General features: G+C 72.4%; 22 protein-coding genes and 1 tRNA gene. 18 read left to right on the top strand and 5 right to left on the bottom strand.

The window, feature by feature from the left end; translation table 11 throughout:
* Positions 1-226: 226 nt before the first annotated feature.
* On the bottom strand, positions 227-847 hold the full coding sequence (locus ABZ924_RS33145; protein WP_361918244.1) for a CGNR zinc finger domain-containing protein: 621 nt from the start codon (positions 845-847) through the stop codon (positions 227-229).
* Between the two features lie 105 nt (positions 848-952).
* On the opposite strand from ABZ924_RS33145, the gene ABZ924_RS33140 reads away from it, so the two are divergent.
* The 6 genes from ABZ924_RS33140 to ABZ924_RS33115 all read left to right on the top strand — a co-directional run bounded on the left by ABZ924_RS33140 (position 953) and on the right by ABZ924_RS33115 (position 6843).
* Positions 953-1801: an SDR family NAD(P)-dependent oxidoreductase gene (locus ABZ924_RS33140; protein ID WP_361918241.1), complete on the top strand. Its 849-nt coding sequence runs from the start codon at positions 953-955 to the stop codon at positions 1799-1801.
* Between the two features lie 316 nt (positions 1802-2117).
* Positions 2118-4754, top strand: coding sequence for an ATP-binding protein (locus ABZ924_RS33135; protein WP_361918238.1), 2637 nt, complete (start codon positions 2118-2120; stop codon positions 4752-4754).
* A gap of 59 nt (positions 4755-4813) precedes the next feature.
* Positions 4814-5269 carry a roadblock/LC7 domain-containing protein gene (locus ABZ924_RS33130; protein WP_361918250.1) on the top strand — a complete coding sequence of 152 codons (456 nt, stop codon included), beginning with the start codon at positions 4814-4816 and terminating at the stop codon, positions 5267-5269.
* On the top strand, positions 5269-5682 hold the full coding sequence (locus ABZ924_RS33125) for a DUF742 domain-containing protein (protein ID WP_361918235.1): 414 nt from the start codon (positions 5269-5271) through the stop codon (positions 5680-5682). Before ABZ924_RS33130 ends, ABZ924_RS33125 begins: the two co-directional genes overlap by 1 nt.
* Positions 5660-6295: an ATP/GTP-binding protein gene (locus ABZ924_RS33120; protein WP_361918232.1), complete on the top strand. Its 636-nt coding sequence runs from the start codon at positions 5660-5662 to the stop codon at positions 6293-6295. Before ABZ924_RS33125 ends, ABZ924_RS33120 begins: the two co-directional genes overlap by 23 nt.
* Positions 6292-6843, top strand: a complete 552-nt coding sequence (locus ABZ924_RS33115; RefSeq protein ID WP_361918229.1) for a GAF domain-containing protein — start codon at positions 6292-6294, stop codon at positions 6841-6843. The genes ABZ924_RS33120 and ABZ924_RS33115 overlap by 4 nt, the downstream gene beginning before the upstream one ends.
* A 64-nt stretch (positions 6844-6907) precedes the next feature.
* Here the strand turns inward: ABZ924_RS33115 and ABZ924_RS33110 are convergent, their stop codons facing one another.
* Positions 6908-7804 (bottom strand): transketolase C-terminal domain-containing protein, encoded by an 897-nt coding sequence (locus tag ABZ924_RS33110; protein WP_361918247.1) that lies wholly within the window; start codon positions 7802-7804, stop codon positions 6908-6910.
* Positions 7805-7815: 11 nt separating this feature from the next.
* Positions 7816-8517, bottom strand: coding sequence for a transketolase (locus ABZ924_RS33105; RefSeq protein ID WP_361918226.1), 702 nt, complete (start codon positions 8515-8517; stop codon positions 7816-7818).
* A gap of 147 nt (positions 8518-8664) precedes the next feature.
* Here ABZ924_RS33105 and ABZ924_RS33100 point away from each other — a divergent pair.
* The 6 genes from ABZ924_RS33100 to ABZ924_RS33075 all read left to right on the top strand — a co-directional run bounded on the left by ABZ924_RS33100 (position 8665) and on the right by ABZ924_RS33075 (position 13777).
* A tRNA-Pro gene (locus ABZ924_RS33100) sits at positions 8665-8741 on the top strand.
* Positions 8742-9205: 464 nt separating this feature from the next.
* On the top strand, positions 9206-10180 hold the full coding sequence (locus ABZ924_RS33095; protein WP_361918223.1) for an LnmK family bifunctional acyltransferase/decarboxylase: 975 nt from the start codon (positions 9206-9208) through the stop codon (positions 10178-10180).
* A gap of 143 nt (positions 10181-10323) precedes the next feature.
* Positions 10324-10614, top strand: a complete 291-nt coding sequence (locus ABZ924_RS33090; protein WP_361918220.1) for an acyl carrier protein — start codon at positions 10324-10326, stop codon at positions 10612-10614.
* Positions 10611-11834 carry a beta-ketoacyl-[acyl-carrier-protein] synthase family protein gene (locus ABZ924_RS33085; protein WP_361918217.1) on the top strand — a complete coding sequence of 408 codons (1224 nt, stop codon included), beginning with the start codon at positions 10611-10613 and terminating at the stop codon, positions 11832-11834. Before ABZ924_RS33090 ends, ABZ924_RS33085 begins: the two co-directional genes overlap by 4 nt.
* Positions 11835-11861: 27 nt before the next feature.
* Positions 11862-12839 carry an acyl-ACP desaturase gene (locus tag ABZ924_RS33080; protein WP_361918215.1) on the top strand — a complete coding sequence of 326 codons (978 nt, stop codon included), beginning with the start codon at positions 11862-11864 and terminating at the stop codon, positions 12837-12839.
* Positions 12836-13777, top strand: coding sequence for a cyclopropane-fatty-acyl-phospholipid synthase family protein (locus ABZ924_RS33075; protein WP_361918212.1), 942 nt, complete (start codon positions 12836-12838; stop codon positions 13775-13777). Before ABZ924_RS33080 ends, ABZ924_RS33075 begins: the two co-directional genes overlap by 4 nt.
* Here the strand turns inward: ABZ924_RS33075 and ABZ924_RS33070 are convergent.
* Entirely contained in the window at positions 13751-14521 is a 771-nt protein-coding gene (locus ABZ924_RS33070) for a GNAT family N-acyltransferase (RefSeq protein WP_361918209.1), read from the bottom strand. The genes ABZ924_RS33075 and ABZ924_RS33070 overlap by 27 nt on opposite strands.
* 102 nt (positions 14522-14623) lie before the next feature.
* Between ABZ924_RS33070 and ABZ924_RS33065 the strand changes: the two genes are divergently transcribed.
* Together ABZ924_RS33065 and ABZ924_RS33060 are read left to right on the top strand one after the other, a co-directional pair.
* The gene (locus tag ABZ924_RS33065; RefSeq protein ID WP_361918207.1) at positions 14624-16870 is read left to right on the top strand and encodes an MMPL family transporter; all 2247 of its coding nucleotides are present in this window, start codon (positions 14624-14626) and stop codon (positions 16868-16870) included.
* Positions 16871-17000: 130 nt separating this feature from the next.
* Positions 17001-17273 carry a hypothetical protein gene (locus ABZ924_RS33060; RefSeq protein ID WP_361918204.1) on the top strand — a complete coding sequence of 91 codons (273 nt, stop codon included), beginning with the start codon at positions 17001-17003 and terminating at the stop codon, positions 17271-17273.
* 196 nt (positions 17274-17469) lie between these two features.
* Here the strand turns inward: ABZ924_RS33060 and arsM are convergent, their stop codons facing one another.
* Positions 17470-18267, bottom strand: coding sequence for an arsenite methyltransferase (arsM, locus tag ABZ924_RS33055; protein ID WP_361918202.1), 798 nt, complete (start codon positions 18265-18267; stop codon positions 17470-17472).
* An 86-nt stretch (positions 18268-18353) separates the two neighbouring features.
* Here arsM and ABZ924_RS33050 point away from each other — a divergent pair, with 86 nt between their 5' ends.
* The 4 genes from ABZ924_RS33050 (at position 18354) to ABZ924_RS33035 (ending at position 21936) form a co-directional block, all read left to right on the top strand.
* Positions 18354-18719, top strand: coding sequence for a metalloregulator ArsR/SmtB family transcription factor (locus ABZ924_RS33050; RefSeq protein ID WP_361918199.1), 366 nt, complete (start codon positions 18354-18356; stop codon positions 18717-18719).
* A 34-nt stretch (positions 18720-18753) separates the two neighbouring features.
* Positions 18754-19176, top strand: coding sequence for an arsenate reductase ArsC (locus ABZ924_RS33045; RefSeq protein WP_361918196.1), 423 nt, complete (start codon positions 18754-18756; stop codon positions 19174-19176).
* Positions 19177-19373: 197 nt separating this feature from the next.
* Entirely contained in the window at positions 19374-20195 is an 822-nt protein-coding gene (locus tag ABZ924_RS33040) for a DUF2182 domain-containing protein (RefSeq protein ID WP_361918194.1), read from the top strand.
* A 109-nt stretch (positions 20196-20304) separates the two neighbouring features.
* The gene (locus ABZ924_RS33035; RefSeq protein ID WP_361918191.1) at positions 20305-21936 is read left to right on the top strand and encodes an MFS transporter; all 1632 of its coding nucleotides are present in this window, start codon (positions 20305-20307) and stop codon (positions 21934-21936) included.
* Positions 21937-22049 lie beyond the last annotated feature (113 nt).

Genomic DNA, 22049 nt, shown 5'->3' with positions numbered 1-22049 from the left:
ACTTCCTATATTTGGGGCGGAGCCCCAAGGGATCCCGGCTCCGCCGGGCACCGGGCTCTGCCCGGACCCGCGCCTCAATCGCCGGCGGGGCTGAATGTGCCGGACCCCCGTTCATAGGCGCCGGCCAAGTGCCTGGAAGCCCGGGGCCGCGGGGCTCCCGCCCGGCCCCCCGCACCTGGCAGGGGCTGGCCGCGCCCGGCCAGGGCCGGGGGCCGGTGTTCCGGCGTCAGGCTGAGGCCTCGGGCGGCGGGGCCTCGCTCTCCTGGCGCTGCCGCCGGCGGTAGTTGCGCATGGACACCTGGGACCCGCAGCCGGTACTGCAGTAGAGCCCTGCCCCGTTGCGAGTGCGGTCGAAGAAGCCGAAATGGCACGGGGGGTTGCGGCACGCCTTGATGCGCCCCCAGTCGCCGGTCTGCGCGAAGGTCGTCACCGCGGCCAGTACGGTCCCGAACACACGCGGCACTCCTGCCTGTGGCGACGCCAGTTCGACGCCACCGGCTGTGACCACCGTCGCCAGCGGGTAGAGCGCACCGGCGCGCCGCAGGTGCTGCTCGGCGTGCCGGAGCGGCTCGCCCAGGCTCTCCTCGTCGCCCGAGTGCGCGAGCAGCAGGGTCACCAGGGCGTCACGCAGCTCGCGCGCCGCCGCGGCATCGGCATCGGTCGCCACGGTGCCGCCGCCGAACTCGTCGTGCTCCGCGAGCCACGCCGCGAACGAGCGCCCGTCCCCGAACAGCTCCCGCCGACCGGCCCCGTCCGCGCGCGTGTTGACGAACGCGAGCACGGTCTCCACCACGGGCATGACGGCGCGGGGGCTGGGTTTCGCAGATCCGGCTGCAGCACTGCTCATCACCCCATCCTACCCCAGCAAGAAGAGGTGCTAAGTCGCCTAACGGGCAACTCGCAGCGCCACCTTCGCTTGACGCGTTATGAGCTAACGCCTTACGGTCGCAACATGAACAGGACATCGAACCAGCAGACCAGCCCCCGCACATGGCTCATCACCGGTGCCACCTCCGGCATCGGCCGCGAACTGACCCTCCAGGCACTGGAGAACGGCGACGTCGTCTCGGCGATCGCCCGCGACACCGCTTCCCTGGAGGAACTGACCGAAGCGCACGGCGACCGCCTGCTCCTCATCCCGGCAGACGTGCGTGACGAGCAGGCCGTCCGGGAGGCGGTGCAGCGCACGCTCTCGCGGTTCGGCCGCATCGACGTCGTGGCCAACAACGCTGGCTACGGACTCTTCGGAGCCGTCGAGGAAGCCTCCGACGCGCAAGCCCGCGCCGTGTTCGACACCAACGTCTTCGGAGTGCTCAACGTGCTCCGCGCGACGCTGCCGGTACTCCGCTCCCAGCGATCCGGACACGTCCTCCAGGGCTCGTCGGTCTACGGGCAGTCCGCCCACCCCGGCGTGGGACTGCTGGCCGCGACTAAGTACGCGGTCGAGGGACTGTCGGACGCGCTGGCGGCCGAGGTCGCACCGCTCGGCATCAAGGTCACGCTCATCCAGCCCGGAATGACCGCCACCCCCTTCCTGTCCAACCTCGACGTCGCTGCCGGCCTCGACGACTACGACCAGACCGTCCGCGAGGTCCAGAAGGCCATCGGAGAACTGCCCGCGTCCGCGTTCTCCTCCGCGGCCCGGATCGCCGAAGGCATCCGAACCGCGGTCGACAGCCCCAACCCCCCGCTGCGCCTGGCCCTCGGCACCTCCAGCGCCACCGGCATGCGCACCGCCCTCAAGGCCCGCACCGCAGACCTGGACGACTGGAGCCGCGTGACCGACGCCGTCGACAGGTGATCTCACGTCCCGCACCACCAGCCTCGCCGGCCGGCGTGTGAGGCGCCGGGTTCCTTGGGGTGGAGCCCCAAGGAACCCGGCGCCGCCGGGCACCGGGCCCGCACCACCGTACGGCCGCAGCGCACCACCCCACCGAACACGCGCTCCCGGCGGATTCGGGCGGCCGTACGAGCGCTCCCGCGGGAGCGGGAAGCACCCCGGTGAAGTTCCCCAACTGGCTGTCAGCAGCGGGATCCTGCGGTCTAGCGTGGGTATCCGGTGATCAACACCGGGCCCCCGAACCCCTGGTGGCCCGGGCCCCACGTAGAGGACGCCGATGTCCGGACTCCGCGCTGCCCGCCACGCCCCGTCGAGACACGCCGCCACCGGTCCCGGGCGGCAGATACGGCCCCAGCTGGTGCGCGCCGCCGTGCTGCCCACCCTCGCCGCCGGTCTCAGCGGAACCGCCGCGGTGATCTTCACCCTCCAACTCGGCGGCGGTACCGGGCACCGTGACGCCCGGCTGTGGCCCGTCCTCTTCGGCTGTGCCCTGCTCGTCGTCGGCGCCTTGGCCGCCGCCCTGCTCGGGGCCCAGCGCTCCGCCAAGGCCGTACGGGACCGGTGCGAGGCCCTGCGCCGCTCCAGCGTGCGCGGCCGCCAAGAGCTGCGCGCCGCCGCCGACCGGCTGGAACGCGGCGAACCGCCCGCACGGCCCGTGCGCGGCGGACCCACCGAGCCGCCGCCCGGCACCGACCCCGAGCGGGTCGACGAGTTCTGGCTGCTCTCCCAGGAACTGCGCGGCGCCCGCGAACTGGCGCACACCACCCTCGTCCGGCTGGCCGGACCGGCAGCCCCCTCGGACAGCGACCGCAAGGTCGAGGTCTTCGTGAACCTCGCCCGGCGCCTGCAGTCCCTCGTGCACCGGGAGATCTCGCTGCTCGACGAGCTCGAGGACACGGTCGAGGACCCCGACCTCCTCAAGGAGCTCTTCCACGTCGACCACCTGGCCACCCGGATCCGCCGCCACGCCGAGAACCTGGCCGTTCTCGGCGGCGCCGCCTCGCGCCGCCAGTGGACCCGGCCCATCGACCTGAGCGAGGTGCTCCGTTCGGCCGTCGCGGAGGTCGAGCAGTACACCCGGGTCAAGGTCGTGCCGCCGGCCGGGGGCACCGTCCGCGGCCACGCCGTCGCCGACGTCGTGCACCTGCTGGCCGAACTCGTCGAGAACGCCACGGTGTTCTCCGCCCCCGACACCGACGTGGTGGTGCGGGCCGAGCGGGTCACCGCGGGCATCGCGGTCGAGGTGGAGGACCGGGGCCTCGGCATGCCGGCGGCCGAGCAGCACCGGATGAACTCCCTCCTCGTCGACCCCGACCAGGTCAGCGTCCGGCACCTGCTGGCGGACGGGCGGATCGGCCTGTTCGTGGTCTCCGCCCTGGCCCGGCGGCACGGGATCGCCGTCGAGCTCAAGTCCAACATCTACGGCGGCGTGCTCGCGGTGCTCGTCCTTCCGCAGGACCTGCTCGGTGCGCAGGCGCCCGGCGGCGCCGACGCGGTGAACGGCTCGCGCGCCACCTCGTGGGGGACCGGCCAGGGCGGCTCGGTCGCGCCGCCGCTGGAACCGGTCCGGGTGAGCGTGCCGCGGCCGACTCCGTCGACGCCACGGGCTTCGTCGGCGCCGCAGCCCCGCTCGGCTCCGTCGTCCTCGGCGCCGCAGCCCCGCTCGGCTCCGTCGGCGGCTTCGGCCCCGCAGGCCCGCTCGGGGCCTTCGGCGGCTTCGGCCCCGCAGGCCCGCTCGGGGCCGTCGGCTCCCTCGGCCCCGCAGGCCTGCTCGGCCTCGTCGGCGGACGGGTCCCGCGAAGCCGCCCCGGGGCGGCACGCCGCTCCGGTGCCCGTCCGGGACGGGGGGCGTACGGCCCTGCCCGATCCCCCCGAGGCGCCCGCGGCTTCGTCGGCGGACGGGTTACGGGAGGCCGCCGCCGGGCGGCACGCCGGTCCGGCGCACGTGCGGGACTCGGGGCGTACGGCCGTGCCCGGCCCCGCCGAGGCGCCCGTCCGGCATGCGGGGCCGGTCAGCAGCGGAGCGATGGTCTCCGCTTCCGGGGTCCGGGGCGGAGCCCCGGTTTCGGGAAGGGGCGGGGTGGGGGATCCGCCGGAGGCCGAAGCCCCGCCCACCGAGGCGCGGGCGGGCAGCAGCCCCACCGGCGAGGCGCCACCGGCTGCCGGCTCCGCGCCGGGCGGGCCCGCCGTCGCCGCGCCCGAGGGGCCCGCCGTCGCCCCACGGGAGGGGGGAGCCGCCCGGGACAGGGCGGCCGACGCCTGGTCGCTGTACTTCCGGGGTACGGGGGCCGCCCCGGCCACCGCCCCCGGACCGGAGCAGACGTCCGGCCCCGCGGGCGACGCGGACCCCGCTTCCGCACGGCACCCCGGGCACGCCCCGGCGGCGGAGCCCGGCTGGGACGCCGGTCCGGCCCAGGTGCCGCATGCCGATGCGGGGCCCGGGCACCTGCGGGGGACCGCGGGCCCGCTCTCCGGCCGGGCCGGGGCGCCCCGGCCCGGCGCCGCCGACGCATCCGCAGACCCCGGGACAGCCGCAGACCCCGGGCCAGCCGCAGCCCCCGCCCGGGGGGCCACCCCGGACCTCGGGACCGGGCTGGACCTCGGCCGGGATCCGGAACCGGAACCGGGACCGGGACCGCGGCCCGGCCCCGCCCCGCACGGCGCGGCCCGGCCGCCCACGCCCGAGCCGGCGCCCACCCCCGCCCGACCCCCCGTGACCGTACCGGCGGCGCGGACGGACCCGGACCGGCCGCCCCTGCCCCGCCGGCGGGCCCAGTCCCACCTCGCGCCCGAACTGCGCGACGCCCCCGCCCCGCGGCGGGCCGACGGCCCCGACCAACCCCTCCACGACCCCGGCCTGATGGCCGCCTTCCGGCGCGGCTTCGGCCTCGCGCACGCGGAGGACGAAGCATGACCCCCACCCCGACCACCCCGACCACCCCGACCCCCCACCCCAGCAAGGAGCGCACCACCATGGGCGGCGAAACGGCAACGCGGACCAGCCGGCTCTCGGACCTCGACTGGCTGCTCAGCGGTCTGGTCCAGCGGGTCCCGTACACCCGCAGCGCGGTGCTCCTGACCGCCGACGGCCTGGTCACCTGCCGCCACGGCCTCGACGCCGACAGCGCCGACCACCTCGCCGCGCTCGCCTCCGGCCTGTACTCCCTCGGCCGCAGCGCCGGATCCCGCTTCGGGGACGGCGCCGAGGTCCGGCAGGTGGTGGTCGAGCTCGACAGCGCCCTCGTCTTCGTCTCCGCCGCCGGATCCGGCACCTGCCTGGCGGTCCTCGCGGACCGGGAGGCCGATGCGGGCGTGCTCGGCTACGAGATGGCCATGCTGGTCAAGAGCGTCCGCCCCTACCTGGCGGCCCCGCCGCGACGCCCCGTCGCCGCGGACCGGGACCCCGCCCGCGACCGGGCTCCGCAGTGATGCGGGCCCGTACCGCGCCCGGCCGGGGAGCCCCGCGCGACGCCTCGCCCTGGCTCGACGACTCGGCGGGCCGGGTGATGCGCCCGTACACGGCCAGCGGCGGGCGGACCCGCCCCGCCGTCGCCCTGGACCTGCTGTCCCTGGTGACCGCGACGGGGGTGCGGCCGCGCGCCGCCCTGGGCGCCGAGCACACCCTCGCCCTGCGGCTGTGCGCGGGCGCCGCGGCCGTCACCGTCGCCGAGGTGGCCGGGCAGCTGCGGCTTCCGGCCGTGGTGGTGAAGGTGCTGTTGTCCGACCTGATGGAATCGGGGGCCGTCATGGCGCAGGCGCCGCGGTTCCCCGGCGGCTCCTTCGCCGCCGACGACCTCTCCCTGCTCCGGGCGGTGCTCGATGGCCTACGCCGACGACTGTGACACCCGCACCGCCACCCTGCCCGCGACGCTCAAGATCCTGATCGCGGGCGGGTTCGGGGCGGGCAAGACGACCTTCGTGGGCGCGGTGAGCGAGATCGAGCCGCTGTGCACAGAGGAGCTGCTCAGCGGGTTCGGCGAGGCCGACGACCCGCTGGACGGCATCGAGCGGAAGACCGCCACCACCGTGGCGCTCGACTTCGGCCGGATCACCCTGGACGAGCGGCACGTGCTCTACCTGTTCGGCACGCCGGGCCAGCAGCGCTTCTGGTTCCTGTGGGAGGAGCTGTGCGTGGGCGCGCTCGGCGCGGTGGTCCTCGCCGACACCCGCCGGCTCGCCGACTGCTTCCCCGCCGTCGACTTCTTCGAGCGGCGCGGGATCGGATTCATCGTCGCCGTCAACGAGTTCGACGACGGCCACCGCTACAGCGCCGAGGAGGTCCGCGACGCGGTGGGGCTCGGGCCCGAGGTGCCGGTCGTACGGTGCGACGCGCGGCTGGCGAGCTCGGGCAACGGGGCCCTGGCGGCCCTCGTCCACCACCTGCTGCTCACGGCGGCGTCGGCCGCTGCGGCAGACAACTCAGCGAAGTCCTCGGATCGGGGGGAACTGCCATGACGTACTACGAGTCGACCGGACACCTGCTGCTCACGCCGGTGGACCGGGAGGCGCCCGCGCGCGCCGTCCGGCTGCGCGAACTGGGCCTGGGGGAGCGGGCGGACCCGGAGCTCGACGCCTTCGCCCGGCGGGTCGCGGGCGCGCTGGACGCACCGTACGCGGGGGTCAACTTCGTCGGCGAGGAACGGCAGTTCTTCGCCGGGCTGCACCACACCCCGGACGCCCCGGCGAGCGGCTACCCGGCGCGGGTGCTGCCCCGCGACCACGGCTACTGCCCGCACGTGGTGGTGCGGCGCAGGGCGCTGGTCCTGGAGGACGTACGGGACTTCGCCCGGTTCGCGGGCAACGCGGTCGTCGACGAGTGCGGGGTGCGCTCGTACGCGGGGGCGCCGCTGACCGACGCGCGGGGGATGGTGCTGGGCACGGTGTGCGTGGTGGACCTCGAGCCGCGCCGATGGGGCCTGCAGGGGCTGGCCGCCGTGAAGGCCCTGGCGGCGGAGCTCGTGGAGCTCATCCAGGCGCGCGAGGAGACCCTGCGGGCCGGCTGAGCGCCGTGGGCCGCCCGCAGGCCCGCGCCCCGGGAGAGGCGGTACGCGTCCTCCCGGGGCGGGGTCACCGCAGGAAGGTGCCGATCCGCTCGCGCAGCGCGCGCGGGTCCAGGCCGTGCGCCGCGGTGTGCTCGTCGACGGTGCCGTAGCGGCGCAGCTCCGCCCGGCCCACGCCGAGCCCGAGGACGCGGTGCGGCACCTCGACCAGGGCGTGCGCGGCGGCCTGCGCGGAGGTCCCGGCGAGGTAGGGCTCGACCAGGACCACGTCGGCGGCGCCCCGGCCGACGGCCGCGCGCAGCGCCGCGTCGTCGAAGGGCCGCACGGTGCTCGCGTACAGCACCGTCACGTCCAGGCCCTCGGTCGCCGCGAGGACGTTGTCGAGCAGCGGGCCCACGGCCACGACCACGCCCCGGCTCCCCTCCCGTACGGTCCGCATCCGCAGGCCGTCCACGGGCTGCGGCGCGGCGTTCGACTGGAGCGACAGCCTCACGTACACCTTCTCGTCCCCGGCGGCGTACGCGTGGCGCAGCAGCGCCTCGGCCTCGTCCGGGTGGCCCGGCACGTGGACCGTCCAGCCGTCGAGCGTGTCCAGCAGGGCCACGTCGCCCGGCGCCATGTGGGTGAACCCGCCGGCCGGCCAGTCGTAGCTGGCGGCCGCGCTGACCAGGACCCCGCCCGTGCCCTGGTGGCCGAAGTCCAGCTTGACCTGCTCGAACGGCCGCTCCACGAGGAAGCTGGCGAAGGTGTGCATGACCGGCCGCATCCCGGTGAGGGCGAGGCCGCCGCCGACGCCGAGCAGCAGCTGCTCGCGGATGCCGACGTTGATCACGCGCTCCGGGTGGCGCTGCTGGGCGGGCCGGAACCCGTCCATCGAGATCTCGGCCAGCACCAGCGCCAGCCGGGGGTCCCGGTCGAGCTCCCGGGACGTGACCGAGATGAACCGCTCGCGCATGTTGTCCATGGCGTTCCCCCTCATGCCTTCTTCTCGACGCGGGCGACCACGGCGTGCGGCCGGCCCGGATGCGGTGCCGTGTAAGCGGCGTGCAGTGCAGCGTGGTCCCGCCCGTCCACGGTCACGGCCGACCAGCCGGCGGCCTCGAAGCGGGAGGCGATCCCGCCCTGCCAGCCGTGGGTCGCCGAGGCGTTGTCGATCACCAGCGTGTGCAGCCGGTCCAGGCCGGCCGAGCCCGCGTACGCGATCGCCTCGTGGTTGCTGCCCTCGTCGAGCTCGGCGTCCCCGATCAGCACCCATACCGCCGGGTCGGCCAGCCCCTGGGCCCGCAGGCCGAGCGCGCTGCCGACGGCGAGGGGCAGGCCGTGCCCGAGGGAGCCGCTGGCGATCTCCACGCCCGGGATCAGGAGGCGGTCGGGGTGGTGTCCGAGCGGCGAGTGGTACGAGCCGAAGCCGCCGAGCCAGTCGACGGGGAAGAAGCCCTTGGCGGCGAGCACGGCGTAGTACGCCATCGGCCCGTGCCCCTTGGAGAGCAGGAACCGGTCCCGCCCGGGGTCCTGGGCGCTCCCCGGCCCGACCCGCAGCACGCGGTCGTAGAGCACCCACAGCGCATCCAGCGTGGACGTGGCCGCGGGCCCGTGCTTCTCGTCCCCGGTCATGAGCGCCATGAGGCGGTTCAGGTCCTCGTAGCGGAACTCGGATTCCGCGGTTGCGTGCGTCATGAAAGGATCATGCAACCTCAAGCGCAGTTGAGGTCAACAGCCGCCCGCGCCGACCACCCCGGCGAAACCCGCGCGCGACCACCCCGCGAAGTGCGGTATTGTTCTCGTGCGCGTTCGGCAAGGGGGAAACCCCAGGTCAGCGGGCATCGGGACGTGGCGCAGCTTGGTAGCGCACTTGACTGGGGGTCAAGGGGTCGCAGGTTCAAATCCTGTCGTCCCGACCATGCGGAAACGCAGGTCGGAGGCCGTTCTCTCATCCATGAGAGGACGGCCTTTCGTGCGTCCGGGGCCGGCCGTGGGTGGTCGCAGCCACGCCGGGCGCCAACGGGGAGCGGCAGGCCGGCGGTGATGGGGAGCGTGGCCGCCAGGTGGCGCGCGTCGTCGGCGAAGCTCCAAGTGCCGTGCTGACCGTCGGTGACCAGGTGGGGGCAGTGGGTGTCAGCTGGTGATACTGGGGTCTCTGCAGGCGCCTGTGCACCCAGTACGGAGGGCGTCACTCCGGCGATTTGCTCCTCAGGAGTACGCACCTTGCATGCTCGGCAAGACGCGTGAGGCCGGATCGATGCCGTGGTAGCCCATTTGGCGGGAGGGGATTTGGACTTGGACGGGTACAAGGACGATCTTCGTTGTCGCAGGCTGCGACGCCGCATACCGGCGTCCCCGGGCCGCCAGCCCTGGAAGGGGGATCGTGGTGAGCGATGTGCTGGCTCCACCAGAGGTCGTTGTGTCTTTCTGTCGGGTGGAACGGACCGGACCGGCGTCGGTTCGCCGGACGGTGGTCGTGCAGCCGGGGATGTGTGGCCCCCTGCAGAACCTGGTCGCGTGCGTGGGGGACTGGACATGGCAGACCGTCAGCACGGTGTGCGGCTTGGACGTGTTCAACGCCCGCGACGTGCGGGGCAGGCCGTCCTACCTCGCGTTCTATTACTACCGGCTCACTTCGGGTGCCCGTTTCCATCCTCGTGAGCTGACGTTCGGTGAACGCATCGAGGTCGACTCCCGGGTCTACAACAGCGGTCGCCTGTCCGTGGTGACGGTGCACCGGATCCGCCGGATCACCGGAGAGGGGCAGCCGGCGCTGCCCTTCGACGCGGACGAGCCGTGCAGCCGACCGCGGCCGGACTGCATGTACGTCGAGAACGTCAACGTGTGGGTCTCGCGCAGCGATCCCCGCAGCAACGTCGCGCTCGTGCGCAGCGCACCGGTCGGTTTCACCCACACGCACCTGCCCGACGCGGACAGCCCTCGCGACCTGTGCGCACGCGCCCGCGACCTCGGGGTCTTCCCCGACCCCGCGCGCTCCCACTGGCCCCGCTCGGCAGCCGACCTCGTCCTGGAACACCCGGTCGACGTCGTCCGCGATGTCAACGGCGTCGGCCTGCTCTACTTCGCCGCGTTCTTCCCCATTGCGGAGCGCGCCCAGCTCCACCAGTGGCGGGCCTCCGGTGGCACCGATCGGGCCTTCCTCGACCGCGCACTCCTCGACGCCCGCATCTGCTACCTCGCCAACGCCGACCTCGAGGCCACCCTCACCGTCGCCCTGCGCACCTCGTACGATCCCGACGAACCGGCCCACCAGAAGAGCGACCTCACCATCGGCGACGCCACCACCGGGCGCACCATCGCGGTCGCAGCCTTCCGCCACCGCGCTCCCGTCGGCTGACCCGGCTCAGGAATTGCTGCATACGCATGAACGCTACTGCATGCGTTTTAGGGATGGCTTCTTCGGGGGATCGCGGGCGTGGTAGGAGTGAGTGGCGTCCTCGCCGGAAATGCCGGCGGGAACATCGGAAGCGGTGGGTTTTCATGGGTTCTCAGATCGTCGAGGAATTCACTGAGGCGCGACTGAAGGAACTCCTTCAGTCGCATTTTCAGATCGATCCGACGAAACTGGAGGGGTCTGTCAGGTTTTCGGACCTGGAGCTCGATTCGATTGCCGTGATGGAATTGATCGTGGTGATCGAGGAGCAGACCGGTGTCGATGTCCAGGAAAGCCTCCTCGAGCAGATGAACCTCGACACCACCCTTGCCCAGGCGGTCGCTGCCGTGGACCAGGTGCTGCGCACGACCGGAACTGCCGCGAAGATCGACGCGTGAACCGCCACGCCGTGGCCGTCACCGGAGTGGGGATGGTCACGCCCGCAGGCGTCGGCGTCGGCGCCACCTGGGACCGCCTCTGCGGCGGCGACCCCACGGCCGCCCACGATCCGTCGATGGACGGGCTGCCGGTGACGATCTCCTGCCGGGTGTCCGATGCCGATCTCGCGGCCGCCCTGGATCCCGGCCTGGCCTGGCGCACCGACCGGTTCATCCGCTTCGCTCACGCAGCGGCCAAGGAAGCCGTTGCCGACGCCGGGCTCGACCCCGCGCTGTGGGACGGCAGCCGGGTCGCGGTGGTGATCGGTACCGGGGGATCGAGCCACGACACCACCATCAAGGCGTGCCAGACCCTGGAGAAGGGCCGCCTCCTGGCGCTGTCTCCCACGGTCCTGCCCCGCAGCCTGCCGAACATGGCCGCCGGCGAGGTCGGGACCATGGTCGGGGCGCTGGGCCCCACCCTGGGCATCACCACGGCCTGTGCGTCCGGTGCCAGCGCCATCGGCATCGCGAGCATGCTGATCCGGTCCGGCGCCTGCGACATCGCCGTCGCCGGCGGGGCCGACTCCGGCTGCAACCGACTGGGATCGGCACTCTTCTGGCGCATGGGCGCGCTGTCCACCCGCGTCCACGACCCGGCTGGAGCCTCCCGTCCCTTCGACTCCGAACGGGACGGCTTCGTCCTGTCCGAGGGCGCCGGAGTGCTCGTCCTCGAAAGGACCGAGCACGCCCGGGCCCGGCGGGCCCGGGAGTACGCCCGGCTCACCGGGTACGGCTTCTCGGGGGACGCCCACAACCCGACGGGCCCCCATCCCGAGGGTGACGGCGCGGTCCGGGCCATGAACGGTGCGCTGGACGGCGCCGGACTGGCGGCGGGCGACGTGGGGCACGTCAACGCCCATGCCAGCGCCACGCGGATGAACGACATCGTGGAAGCCAAGGCGCTGCGCCGGGTCTTCGCGACCCCGCCGCCCGTCACCGCGGCCAAGGGCGTCCTGGGGCATCTGCTCGGCGGCGCCGGAGCCGTGGAAGCCGTCTGCTCGGTGCTCTCCCTGCACCACCAGCTCATCCCGCCGACCGCCAACCTCGACCGGATGGACCCGGAGATCGACCTCGACGTCGTCACCAAGGTTCCGCGGCCCGCCCGGCTGGAGACGGTGCTCTCCAATTCCTTCGGTTTCGGCGGCCAGAACGCGGCTCTCGTGTTCCAGCGCCCCTGACATCGGCCGACGCATCAGGAGCCTGCCGTGCTGACCCTCCCTCTCGATCACCTGGCGGAGCTCGAGCCGACCGTCGCCAGGCTTCTGGACCGCCACCTGGCAACCGCACCGGAGTGGTTCCCCCACGCCTACATCCCCTGGAGCCGGGCCTCCGACTTCGACGGCCCGCTCCACGGCACCCCTTGGCAGGCCGACCAGTCCGACCTCCCGGAGGTCGTGGCGGACGCGCTGACGGTCAACCTGCTGACCGAGGACAACCTGCCGAGCTACCACTTCGAGATCGCCACCCAGTTCGGCCGCGACGGCGCCTGGGGCGCCTGGGTGCACCGCTGGACGGCCGAGGAGGACCGCCACGCCCACGCGCTGCGCGGCTACCTGCACGCACGCCGCGCCGTGGACCCCGTCGCCCTGGAGCGCCAGCGCATGCGGCACCTGTCCACCGGCTACACCAGCGGTCACGCGTCCCTGCTGCACGGCCTGGCCTACGTCACCGTCCAGGAGCTGGCCACCCGCGAGGCACACCGCAACACGGGACTGGCCTGCGACGATCCGGTGGCCCGGCAGCTGACCGCACGGATCGCCGCCGACGAGAACCTCCACATGATCTTCTACCGCGACGTGTACACCGCCGCGCTGGAACTGGACCCCGACGGCGCGGTCTGCGCCCTCGCCGACGTCATCTGCGCCTTCGAGTGGCCGAGCACCACCATCGTCGGCTACCGACAGCGCGCCATGCGGATCGCCGCGTTCGGCATCTACGACCTCGACATCCACAGGCGGCGTGTGCTGCAGCCACTGCTGCGCGCCCTGGGAGTGATGACCCGCTCCGGTCTCGGCCCCGCGGGCGAGCAGGCCCGTGATCGCATCGGCCGCCATCTCGACGAGCTGCGGACCAGGGCCGAGCGCTCCAGTCGGCTGTTCGACCGGATGAGAGCGGCCGCCCCCGCCCCCCTGCTCCCTCGCCCGGCCCCATCCCCTTCGTACGACGAGAGAGGCGGCCCGTGAACACCCTGACCGGCCCACGCCCTCGCACCGGTGCCACCGCTGCGGACATCCAGGCCCACTACGACATCGGCAAGGACTTCTACGCCCTGTGGCTCGATCCCGGCCTGACGTACTCCTGCGCCCTGTGGGACGGCATCACGGGCGCGCCCGGGAACACGGACCTGCTGGCGCAGGCACAGCACGCCAAGCTCCGGTACCACCTGGAACAGGCGGGCATCACGGCCGGCAGCCGGCTGCTGGACATCGGCTGCGGCTGGGGCAGCCTGCTGCGCACGGCCGTCGAAGAGACCGGGGCCGGGCGTGCGGTCGGCCTCACCCTCAGCGCCGACCAGCACGCACACGTCCGTTCACTCGGGCTGCCCGGGGTGGACGTCGCAGTTCAGGACTGGCGCGACCACGAGCCGGACGACGGGTACGACGGCATCGTCTCGATCGGTGCGTTCGAGCACTTCACCCACCAGGGCATGTCCCGTGACGAGCGGATCGACGCCTACCGGTCCTTCTTCGCGCGCTGCGCCGGATGGCTGCCGCCGCTCGGCCGGCTCAGCCTCCAGACCATCGCGCTGACCGACGACACCAACCACGAAGACTCGGTACCGGACTTCTTCGCGCGCGAGGTCTTCCCCGGCTCCGGGCTGCCCCGGTTGTCGGAGATCGCCACCGCGTGCGAGCCGTACTTCGCGATCACCAGGCTGCGCGAGGACGGCGCGGACTACGCACGCACCCTGCGCGGCTGGTCTTCCCGGCTGTTCCAGGCCCGGGAGGAGGCCCAACGGCTCGTCGGCCCGGACGCCTACCTGCGGTACCGCACCTACCTCCGGGCCAGTGAGATCGTCTTCATGCGCCAGGCCTCGACGCTCTACCGCATCACGCTGCGCCGCCGGCCCGAACGGCGACGTCTCGGACCGCCGTCAGGAGGTCAGGCGTTCCCCCAGTGACAGGAGGAACTTCCGCCGGTGTGGATCGGTGTTCTCGAGGGAGAGCAGGAGGTAGAGACTGACCTCGTCGTGTGGGGGATCGTAGGCGAACTCGCTGCACACCCATGTGCCGGCAAGCAGGAATCCGCGGAGTTTGGGGGGCATCGGAAGGTCAGGGCGGTCGTTCGCCGGGGGCTCCCAGAGGGTGTGGGGGCGTACGTGATAGCGGTCGGGGGCGATGTGACCGCCGGCCACCACCTGGTCCCGGCAGGCTGCGGCCAGGGCGCCACCGTCGAAGAGGGGAAAGGTCATGCGCCCCGAGAGCCAGGCGTGGCGGCCGTGCGCCATGTATCGGATCGTTCCCGCCCACAGCATGGAGATCACAGGACCGGTGCGGTGGTCCGGGTGAACGCACGCCCGGGTGAGCTCCACGAGCGACGGCCTCAGTGCGCGATGCGGACTCAGGTCGAACAGGGCTTCTGAGCTCAGACCGCCGGCCCGCGCCGCACCTTCGGGTGACAGGAGGCGGTACGTGCCCACGATCTCGCCGGTATCGGTGCGGCGCGCGATGAGGTGGTCGCAGTACCGGTCGTATCCGTCCACCTCGCGGCCCTGCTCCGCGTGATACGGGGACCCCAGTTCCTCGTTGAAGACCCGGTAGCGCAGCTTCTGGGCTTCTCGGATCGTATTTTCGTCACGAGCGACAGAGATGGTGTAGCGCTGTTCTCCCGCCTTTACGGCAGCGAATGCGGTAGATGTGCTCATGTCCGTCCTTGTGGAAGGCTTCGCAATGTCCGGAGGGTGCCTCGACGTTGCGGCGCGGCCTGTTCAGCCTATCCCTGTGTGACTTTCCGGAGGTGTTTCCCCGTGCTCGCGGCGAAGTGGATTCCTGGAAATCCGTGGCGGGTCCTCGCGGCGGTCGCCGTGCTGGGGCTGGCGCTGTTTCCCGTGATGGTCGGCTGTTTCACTCGATTGACTCCGTCCGGATTCACCGCCACCGGGACGGAGGCGGACCGGGCCGGCCAGGTGATCGAGAAGGAATTCGGCGAGCCGTCCGCCGACCTGATTCTCCTGGTGTCCGGCCGCACTTCGATGAAGGACGGTGAAGGGGCCGTCGCGGGCCGTGCACTCGCCGAATCCCTGGCCGGGCAGCCGGGGGTGGCACGGGTGTGGAGCTACTGGGACACGGCGAGCCCCGCTCTGCTGTCCGCCGACGAGCGGGACGCGCTGATCGGTGTCGAGCTGATCGGAAAGGGGGCACGAGCCGTCGACACGGCGCAGCGAATCGTCCCGGATCTCCTGGGACGGCACGGGGACGTCGCCGTGGCCGCGGCGGGACCCGTGTGGAGCAGTGCGGAAGCGGTCCGGCTGAGCCGGGAGGACCTACGCACCGCCGAGCTGGCTGCCGCGCCTTTCGTGCTGCTCATCCTGATGGTGGCCCTGCGCTCCGTCGCCCTGGCCCTGTTGCCCATGGTGATCGGGGTCGTCTCCGTCGCGGCGACGCTGACCGTGCTGCACGGGCTGACATGGGTCATGTCCGTCTCCGTGTTCGCCGTGAACGTCACGGCGGCCCTGGGGTTCGGCCTGTCCGTGGATTACGGCCTGCTGGTCATGATGCGTTGCCGTGAGGAGATGGCACGGGGGGAAGCAGTGAGGCGAGCCGTCGCTCTCGCGGTCCGTTCGGCCGGGCGCGCCGTGCTGTTCTCAGCTGCCACAGTCGTCGCCTGCCTGGCGGCCCTGCTGATCTTTCCGGTGCCGTTCCTGCGTTCACTGGCCGCCGGCGGTATCGCCGTGGTGGTTTTCGCCGCCCTGACCACGGTCCTCGTCTATCCAGCGCTGCTGCGATTCGCCCTGCTTCCTGCGGCGCGGCTTGACCGGCGTCTGTCCGATCGGGTGCGCCGGATGCTGCGGCTCCCGGAGACGAAGGGCCCGGACACGCAGGCCGGGGCCCCGCCCGTACCCGGATACAGCAGGGCGTGGGCCTGGGTGGGAAACGCCGCCACGAGGCGCCCCGTTCTGCTCGGTGCTTCGGCGGCAGTGCTCCTGCTGATCTGCGCGATGCCGCTGAGCAGAGCCCGGTTCGGTATCGCCGACGAACGCGTCCTGCCCGAATCCGCGCAGGTACGACAGACCAGTGAGCGCGTGCACAGGGAGTTTCCGGACGCTGCTGGGGACAAACTGTCCGTCGTGCTGAGCGGGGCCGATCTCCGGGCCGCGGGCGTGACCACGGAGGTGGACCACTACGCCCGGCAGTTGTCCACGCTCACCGGCGTGGCCCGGGTGGACGCGGTCACCGGCTCCTATCGTGGCGGCAGCCGGATCACCCCGCCGAACCAGGCACATCAGCGGTTGGCCGGCGAGGGGGCGCTGCGCCTGGACGTACGCATGCCCCCGGGTACGCAACCGCCGGTGTCCGAGCGCCTGCTGGACCAAGTCCGCGCCGTCCCCGCCTTCGCGCCGCGGATGGTCGCGGGAACCACTGCCCGCGCAGCCGACACGAAGACGGAACTCTCCAGCAGGGTTCCCCTCGCCGCGCTCCTGGCAGGGTCCAGTGCGTTGCTGGTGGTCGTGTCCTTCACAGGTGGGCTGTTCGTCTCCTGCAAGACGGTCGCCCTCGCCGTCCTCAGCCTGAGCGCCGGCATCGGCTGCCTGGTTCCGCTCTTCCAGGAAGGGCGCGTGGGCACGGGGGACTTCACGGTCACCGGGCAACTCGACATCAGCATGCTCCTGCTGATGGTCTGCATCGCCCTCGGCCTGTCCGTGGACTACGAGGTGTTCCTGCTGGCGCGCATCAAGGAGCAGTACACGTCGACCGGAGACAGCCGCTCCTCGATCATCTACGGCATGGCCCGTACCGGACGTCTCATCAGTGCCTCCTCCTTGGTGGTGGTGACGACGATGAGCGCACTGGCCATGTCGCGCGTCACCTCGCTGAGGCTGCTGGGGACCGGTCTGGCGTTGACCGTCCTGCTCGACGCGACGCTGGTCCGCGCGTTGCTGGTGCCGGCTGCCATGCAGCTGGCCGGACGGGCGAACTGGTGGATGCCGAACTGGTCGCGTCGCACCGGGTACCGGATCCCGAAGGCGGACACCGTTGACCCGCATGCGCCGTAGCGGGGCCGGCCGGCTCCCGTGCGTCCCCTCACCACCCGACCGCCGATGGCTCCTTCCCACGAGTCCGGACCTCCGCGGGGCTTGCCGCGGGGTTGGCCGTCCGCCGGTCGGCTCCCACGACGACGCCCTGGTGCCCTGGCAGTCCGCCGCGGCCAACCACGTCTCACCCGGGACCCGGATCCGCGTCACCGACTGCGGGCCGGGCGTGCCCGGCGAGACCTGCGCACGGGTGAAGGCCGCCCACTGGCGCGTCGACGACCTGTGCAGCACCGGCTGCGACACCGCCAGGCACCTCGACCTGTACATCGGCGAGCAGACCAGGGCCGCCATCGAGGACGAGGAGTACTACTTCGTCACCAAGGCCGCCACCACCCGGGCCGAGCCACCCCGAGCCCTGCGCTGAGGCAGCGGGCAGCGGTCCACACCACAGGAAACCCGGGCAGGAGAGGTACGCATGGACGCCACGCGCCGCACCGTGGGCGGCCGCACGGTCGAAACTGTCGTACCGGTTCCGGTTGCGGCGCCGGAGACCGTGCCCGCCCGCCGGCGCCTGCGTGCCCTTGACGGGACCCGCGTCTCCGTCGTCGTCCTGCGCCTCTTCATCGGCTGCCAGGTCGTGGTCGATCGGCCTCGCCGATGGGGGGCGCGGTGAAGGGCTTGACGGCGCGGACGACGGCGGAGTGCATGCCGTCGGCGACCGGGTGAGTCGGGGTGATCTCGATGGCCGTGAAACCGGCGGCCTCGAGCCCGTGGCGGTACTCGGCGAAGGAGAGGGCGCCGGCGATGCAGCCGACGTAGTCCCCGCGCTCGGCCCGCTGCTCGGGTGTGAGGGTGTCGTCGGCGACGACGTCTGAGACGCCGATCCGGCCGCCCGGTTTGAGGACACGGAACGTCTCGGCGAAGACGGCCGGCTTGTCGGTGGACAGGTTGATCACGCAGTTGGAGATGACGACGTCGATCGTCGAAGCGGGCAGTGGGATGGCCTCGATGGCGCCCTTGAGGAACTCGACGTTCGTCGCGCCGGCCTTCGCCGCGTTGGCCAGGGCGAGAGCCAGCATCTCTTCGGTCATGTCCAGGCCGTAGGCCCTGCCGGTGGGGCCCACGCGGCGGGCGGAGAGGAGGACGTCGATGCCGCCGCCCGAGCCGAGGTCCAGGACGCGTTCGCCTTCGTTGAGGTCCGCGACGGTGGCGGGGTTGCCGCAGCCGAGGGAGGCGGCGACGGCCTCGGCGGGCAGGGTGTCGCGCTCGTCGGCGGCGTAGAGGGTGGGGCCGAGGTTCTCGTCGGTCTCGACCGGCGCGGGCCCGCAGCAGGCGGTGCCGCCCTCGGTGACCTGGACGGCTGCGGCGGCGTAGCGGCGGCGGACGGTTTCGCGCAGGTCGGTGGACTGCTCGCTCATGACGACGACTCCCAGCGACAACAGTTTGCTTTGATGTTCTTCGATACAACCTTGCATCTTGGATTGAAGGTCGTCAATATAGAGGCATGTCGGAACAGGAACTCGCGGTCCTCGGGGAGGATGCCGGAGGCTGCTGCGGCCGGCTCGCCGCCGCGCCGCTGGACGAGGAGCAGGCCGTCGACCTGGCGAAGTTGTTCAAGGCCCTGGGCGACCCGGTCCGGCTGCGGCTGCTGTCGATGATCGCCTCGCGGGACGGGGGAGAGGTCTGCGTGTGTGAGCTGACCCCGGCCTTCGAGCTGTCCCAACCGACGATCTCCCACCACCTCAAGCTGCTGCGGCAGGCCGGCCTCGTCGACTGCGAACGGCGCGGCACCTGGGTCTACTACTGGGTGCTTCCCGCCGCTCTGGAACGCCTCGCCACCGTCCTCACGTTCCCGCAGGCGAAGGCATGAGTGCGGTACCGCTGAACCTCTGGAGCCTCCTGCCGTGAACCCGTCCCCTTCGCGCCCGTCGGTGCTGTTCGTCTGCGTCCACAACGCCGGCCGCTCGCAGATGGGCGCCGCCTTCCTCACCCACCTCGGCCGAGGTCGCGTCGAGGTCCGCTCCGCCGGCTCCGCGCCCGCCGGCAGCGTGAACCCGGCCGTCGTCGAGGCCATGGCGGAGGTCGGCATCGACATCTCTGCCGAGACGCCGAAGGTGCTGACCGTGGAGGCCGTACAGGCGTCCGACGTCGTCATCACCATGGGCTGCGGCGACGCCTGCCCGTACTTCCCCGGCAAGCGCTACCTCGATTGGACCCTCGAGGATCCCGCCGGCCAGGGCGTCGCCGCCGTCCGGCCCATCCGCGACCGGATCGAGCAGCGCGTCCGCGGACTGCTCGACGAACTCGGGATCCCCGTGGCTGGTTGACCGCTGCGCGCTACCTGGCCGCCCGGGGGGTTTCAGTTGGGGCCGGACCAGTCGAAGGTGATCGTCTTCCTGGACCGGCCGGTGCGGTCCCCGGTGAAGCCGAAGTGGTGCGCTCGCGTCATCGGGGCATCGACTGGCCCGAGAGTTGCCGTCGCCGGGATCCGTGCTGTGCTGGAAGGGTCTGATGGGGGTGCGCCATGCGTACGGTTCAGCGGCAGGGCTCGGTGGACCACCCGTTGCGGCGGGGAGTGCTGTTGCCGGCCCGGGAACTCGCCGTGGCCTGGTCGCTCATCGCCTTGATCGCGGCCCTGGCCTGGGTGCTCACCGTCGGCCAGGCCAGGGGCATGGGCATCGGGCCCGGCACGATGGGAACGGGGCTGCCGCTGTTCCTCCTGCTCTGGCTGGCGATGATGGCGGCGATGATGCTGCCCTCCGTCGCCCCCGTCGCGGTGACCTGGGCAAAAGGGATCGCCCGCCAGTGCGGCGGTGCCACTCGTGCGCTGCGCACCGGCACGTTCCTCGCCGGCTACCTGATCGCGTGGACGGCGTTCGGCCTGCTCGCATACGGCGGGCTGGCGCTCACGGGCAGTCTGGTCGACCAGCACCCGGACGCGGGGAGGTGGATCGGGGCGTCCGCCTTCGCGCTGGCCGGGCTGTACCAGCTGGGCCCCCTCAAGGACATCTGCCTGCGTCACTGCCGCAGCCCGATGGCCCAGCTGATCCGGTACGCCTCGTACCGGCCGCCGCTGCGCGACCTGCGGGTGGGGCTGCACCACGGCGCGTACTGCGTCGGCTGCTGCTGGGCCCTGATGGTCGTGCTGATCCCCCTGGGCGTGATGAACATCGCGGCGATGGCGGGGGTGGCGACGCTGATCTTCCTGGAGAAGCTCTGGTACCGGGGGCCGCAGCTGGCCCGGGTGGCCGGCGTCGCCTTCCTGCTGCTGGCCGTGCTGGCCGTGCTGGCCGTTTTCCAGGACTGGCTGCTGCCGGGCCTGCAGAGCCCGATGACACCGATGTGACCCCTCACCCCGCGCCCGAGGCCGTACCGGAGGCGTCCGGTACGGCTCCGAAGTCGTCCTGGGGCGCGTCGCGGCCGGGGGGCGCGCCAGGGCTGGGATGCTTGCGGGCATGGCAGCCGGAGGCACCTCGCCGCGTCCCTCGTCCGCGCGGACCACCCTGACGGCGCTCGGGTCCGCGCAGTTCCTGATGGCGCTGGACAGCTCGGTCATGAACGTCTCGATCGCGACGGTCGCGGCGGACGTGGACTCGACCGTGTCGGGGATCCAGGGCGCCATCACCGCGTACACCCTCGTCATGGCGATGTTCATGATTCCCGGCGGCAAGGTCGGGGCCATGATCGGCCGCAAGCGGGCGTTCATGATCGGCGGCGTGGTGTACGGCTGCGGGTCGTTCACCACCTCGATCGCCCCCAACCTGCCCGTGCTGCTGCTGGGCTGGTCGTTCCTGGAGGGCATCGGGGCGGCCCTCATCCTGCCCGCCATCGTGGCCCTGGTCGCCGAGAACTTCGCCGCCGAACGACGACCGGCCGCGTACGGGCTCGTCACCGCGGCCGGGGCCGTCGCGATCGCGGTGGGGCCGCTGATCGGCGGGCTGGCGACGACCTACTTCTCGTGGCGCTGGGTCTTCGCCGGCGAGGTGGTCCTCGTGATCGTCATCCTGTTGCTCGCCCGCCGTGTCAACGACGCCCCGGCCGAGGCCCGGCACGGCATCGACTTCGTCGGCGCCCTGCTGTCCGTCCTCGGCCTCGGCCTCTTCGTCTTCGGGGTGCTGCGGACCTCGGTGTGGGGTTGGTTCCTGCCGAAGTCCGGTGGGCCGGCCTGGCTCGGGCTCTCGCCGGTGGTGTGGCTGATGGGGGCCGGCCTGTTCCTGATGTGGCTCTTCATGACCTGGGAGGCCCGCGTCGCCCGGCAGGGCCGCGAACCCCTCGTGGATCCGGGACTGCTGGCCAACCGTCAGCTCACCGGCGGTCTGACGATGTTCTTCTTCCAGTACCTGGTGCAGATGGGGGTGTTCTTCCTCGTCCCGCTGTACCTGTCGGTCGCGCTCGGCCTGTCGGCCCTGACCACCGGGGTCCACATCCTGCCCCTGTCGGTCACGCTGATGGCCGCGGCGCTCCTGATCCCCCGGCTGCTGCCGAACGTGTCGCCGCGCCGGGTGGTGCGCCTCGGGGTCCTGGCGCTGCTGGCCGGTGCGGTGGTCCTGATGGCCGCGCTCGACGCCGACGCGGGCGCGAGCGTCGTGACGGTCCCGCTGCTGCTGATCGGACTCGGCATGGGCGCGCTGGCGTCCCAGCTGGGCTCGGTGACGGTGTCCGCCGTACCGGACGAGCGCAGCGCCGAGGTGGGCGGCGTACAGAACTCCGTGACCAACCTCGGTGCGTCGATCGGGACGGCGCTCGCCGGATCGGTCATGCTCGCGGTGCTGACGTCCTCGTTCCTCACCAGCATCGAGCAGAACCCGGCCGTTCCGGAACCGGTCAAGACCCAGGCGGCCGCCGAACTCGACAGCGGCGTGCCCTTCCTCTCCGACGCCGACCTCAAGAGGGCCTTGGACACGGCGGGAGCGAGCCCGGAGGTCTCCCAGGCCGCCCTAGAAGCCAATGCCGAGGCCCGGTTGAAGGGCTTGCGCGCCGCACTCGGGATCCTCGGCCTCACCGCCCTCGTCGCGCTGCTCTTCACCGACCGGATCCCGACCGCCCAGCCCCGTTCGCCGAGCGGAGCCGCCGCCCCGCAGCGGTGATCCTCCGGGCACGTGAGGCCAGGGCCGCCCGCCGCCCGGTCGGAGCCGTCCTCAGCAGCAGCATCCAGGGCACGAGGGCCACGTACGCGAACCACCACAGCGCGGGGGCGGGG

This window comes from Streptomyces sp. NPDC046876 (assembly GCF_040645035.1).
GTDB lineage: Bacteria > Actinomycetota > Actinomycetes > Streptomycetales > Streptomycetaceae > Streptomyces.
This window is presented reverse-complemented; position numbering and strand designations above follow the sequence as displayed.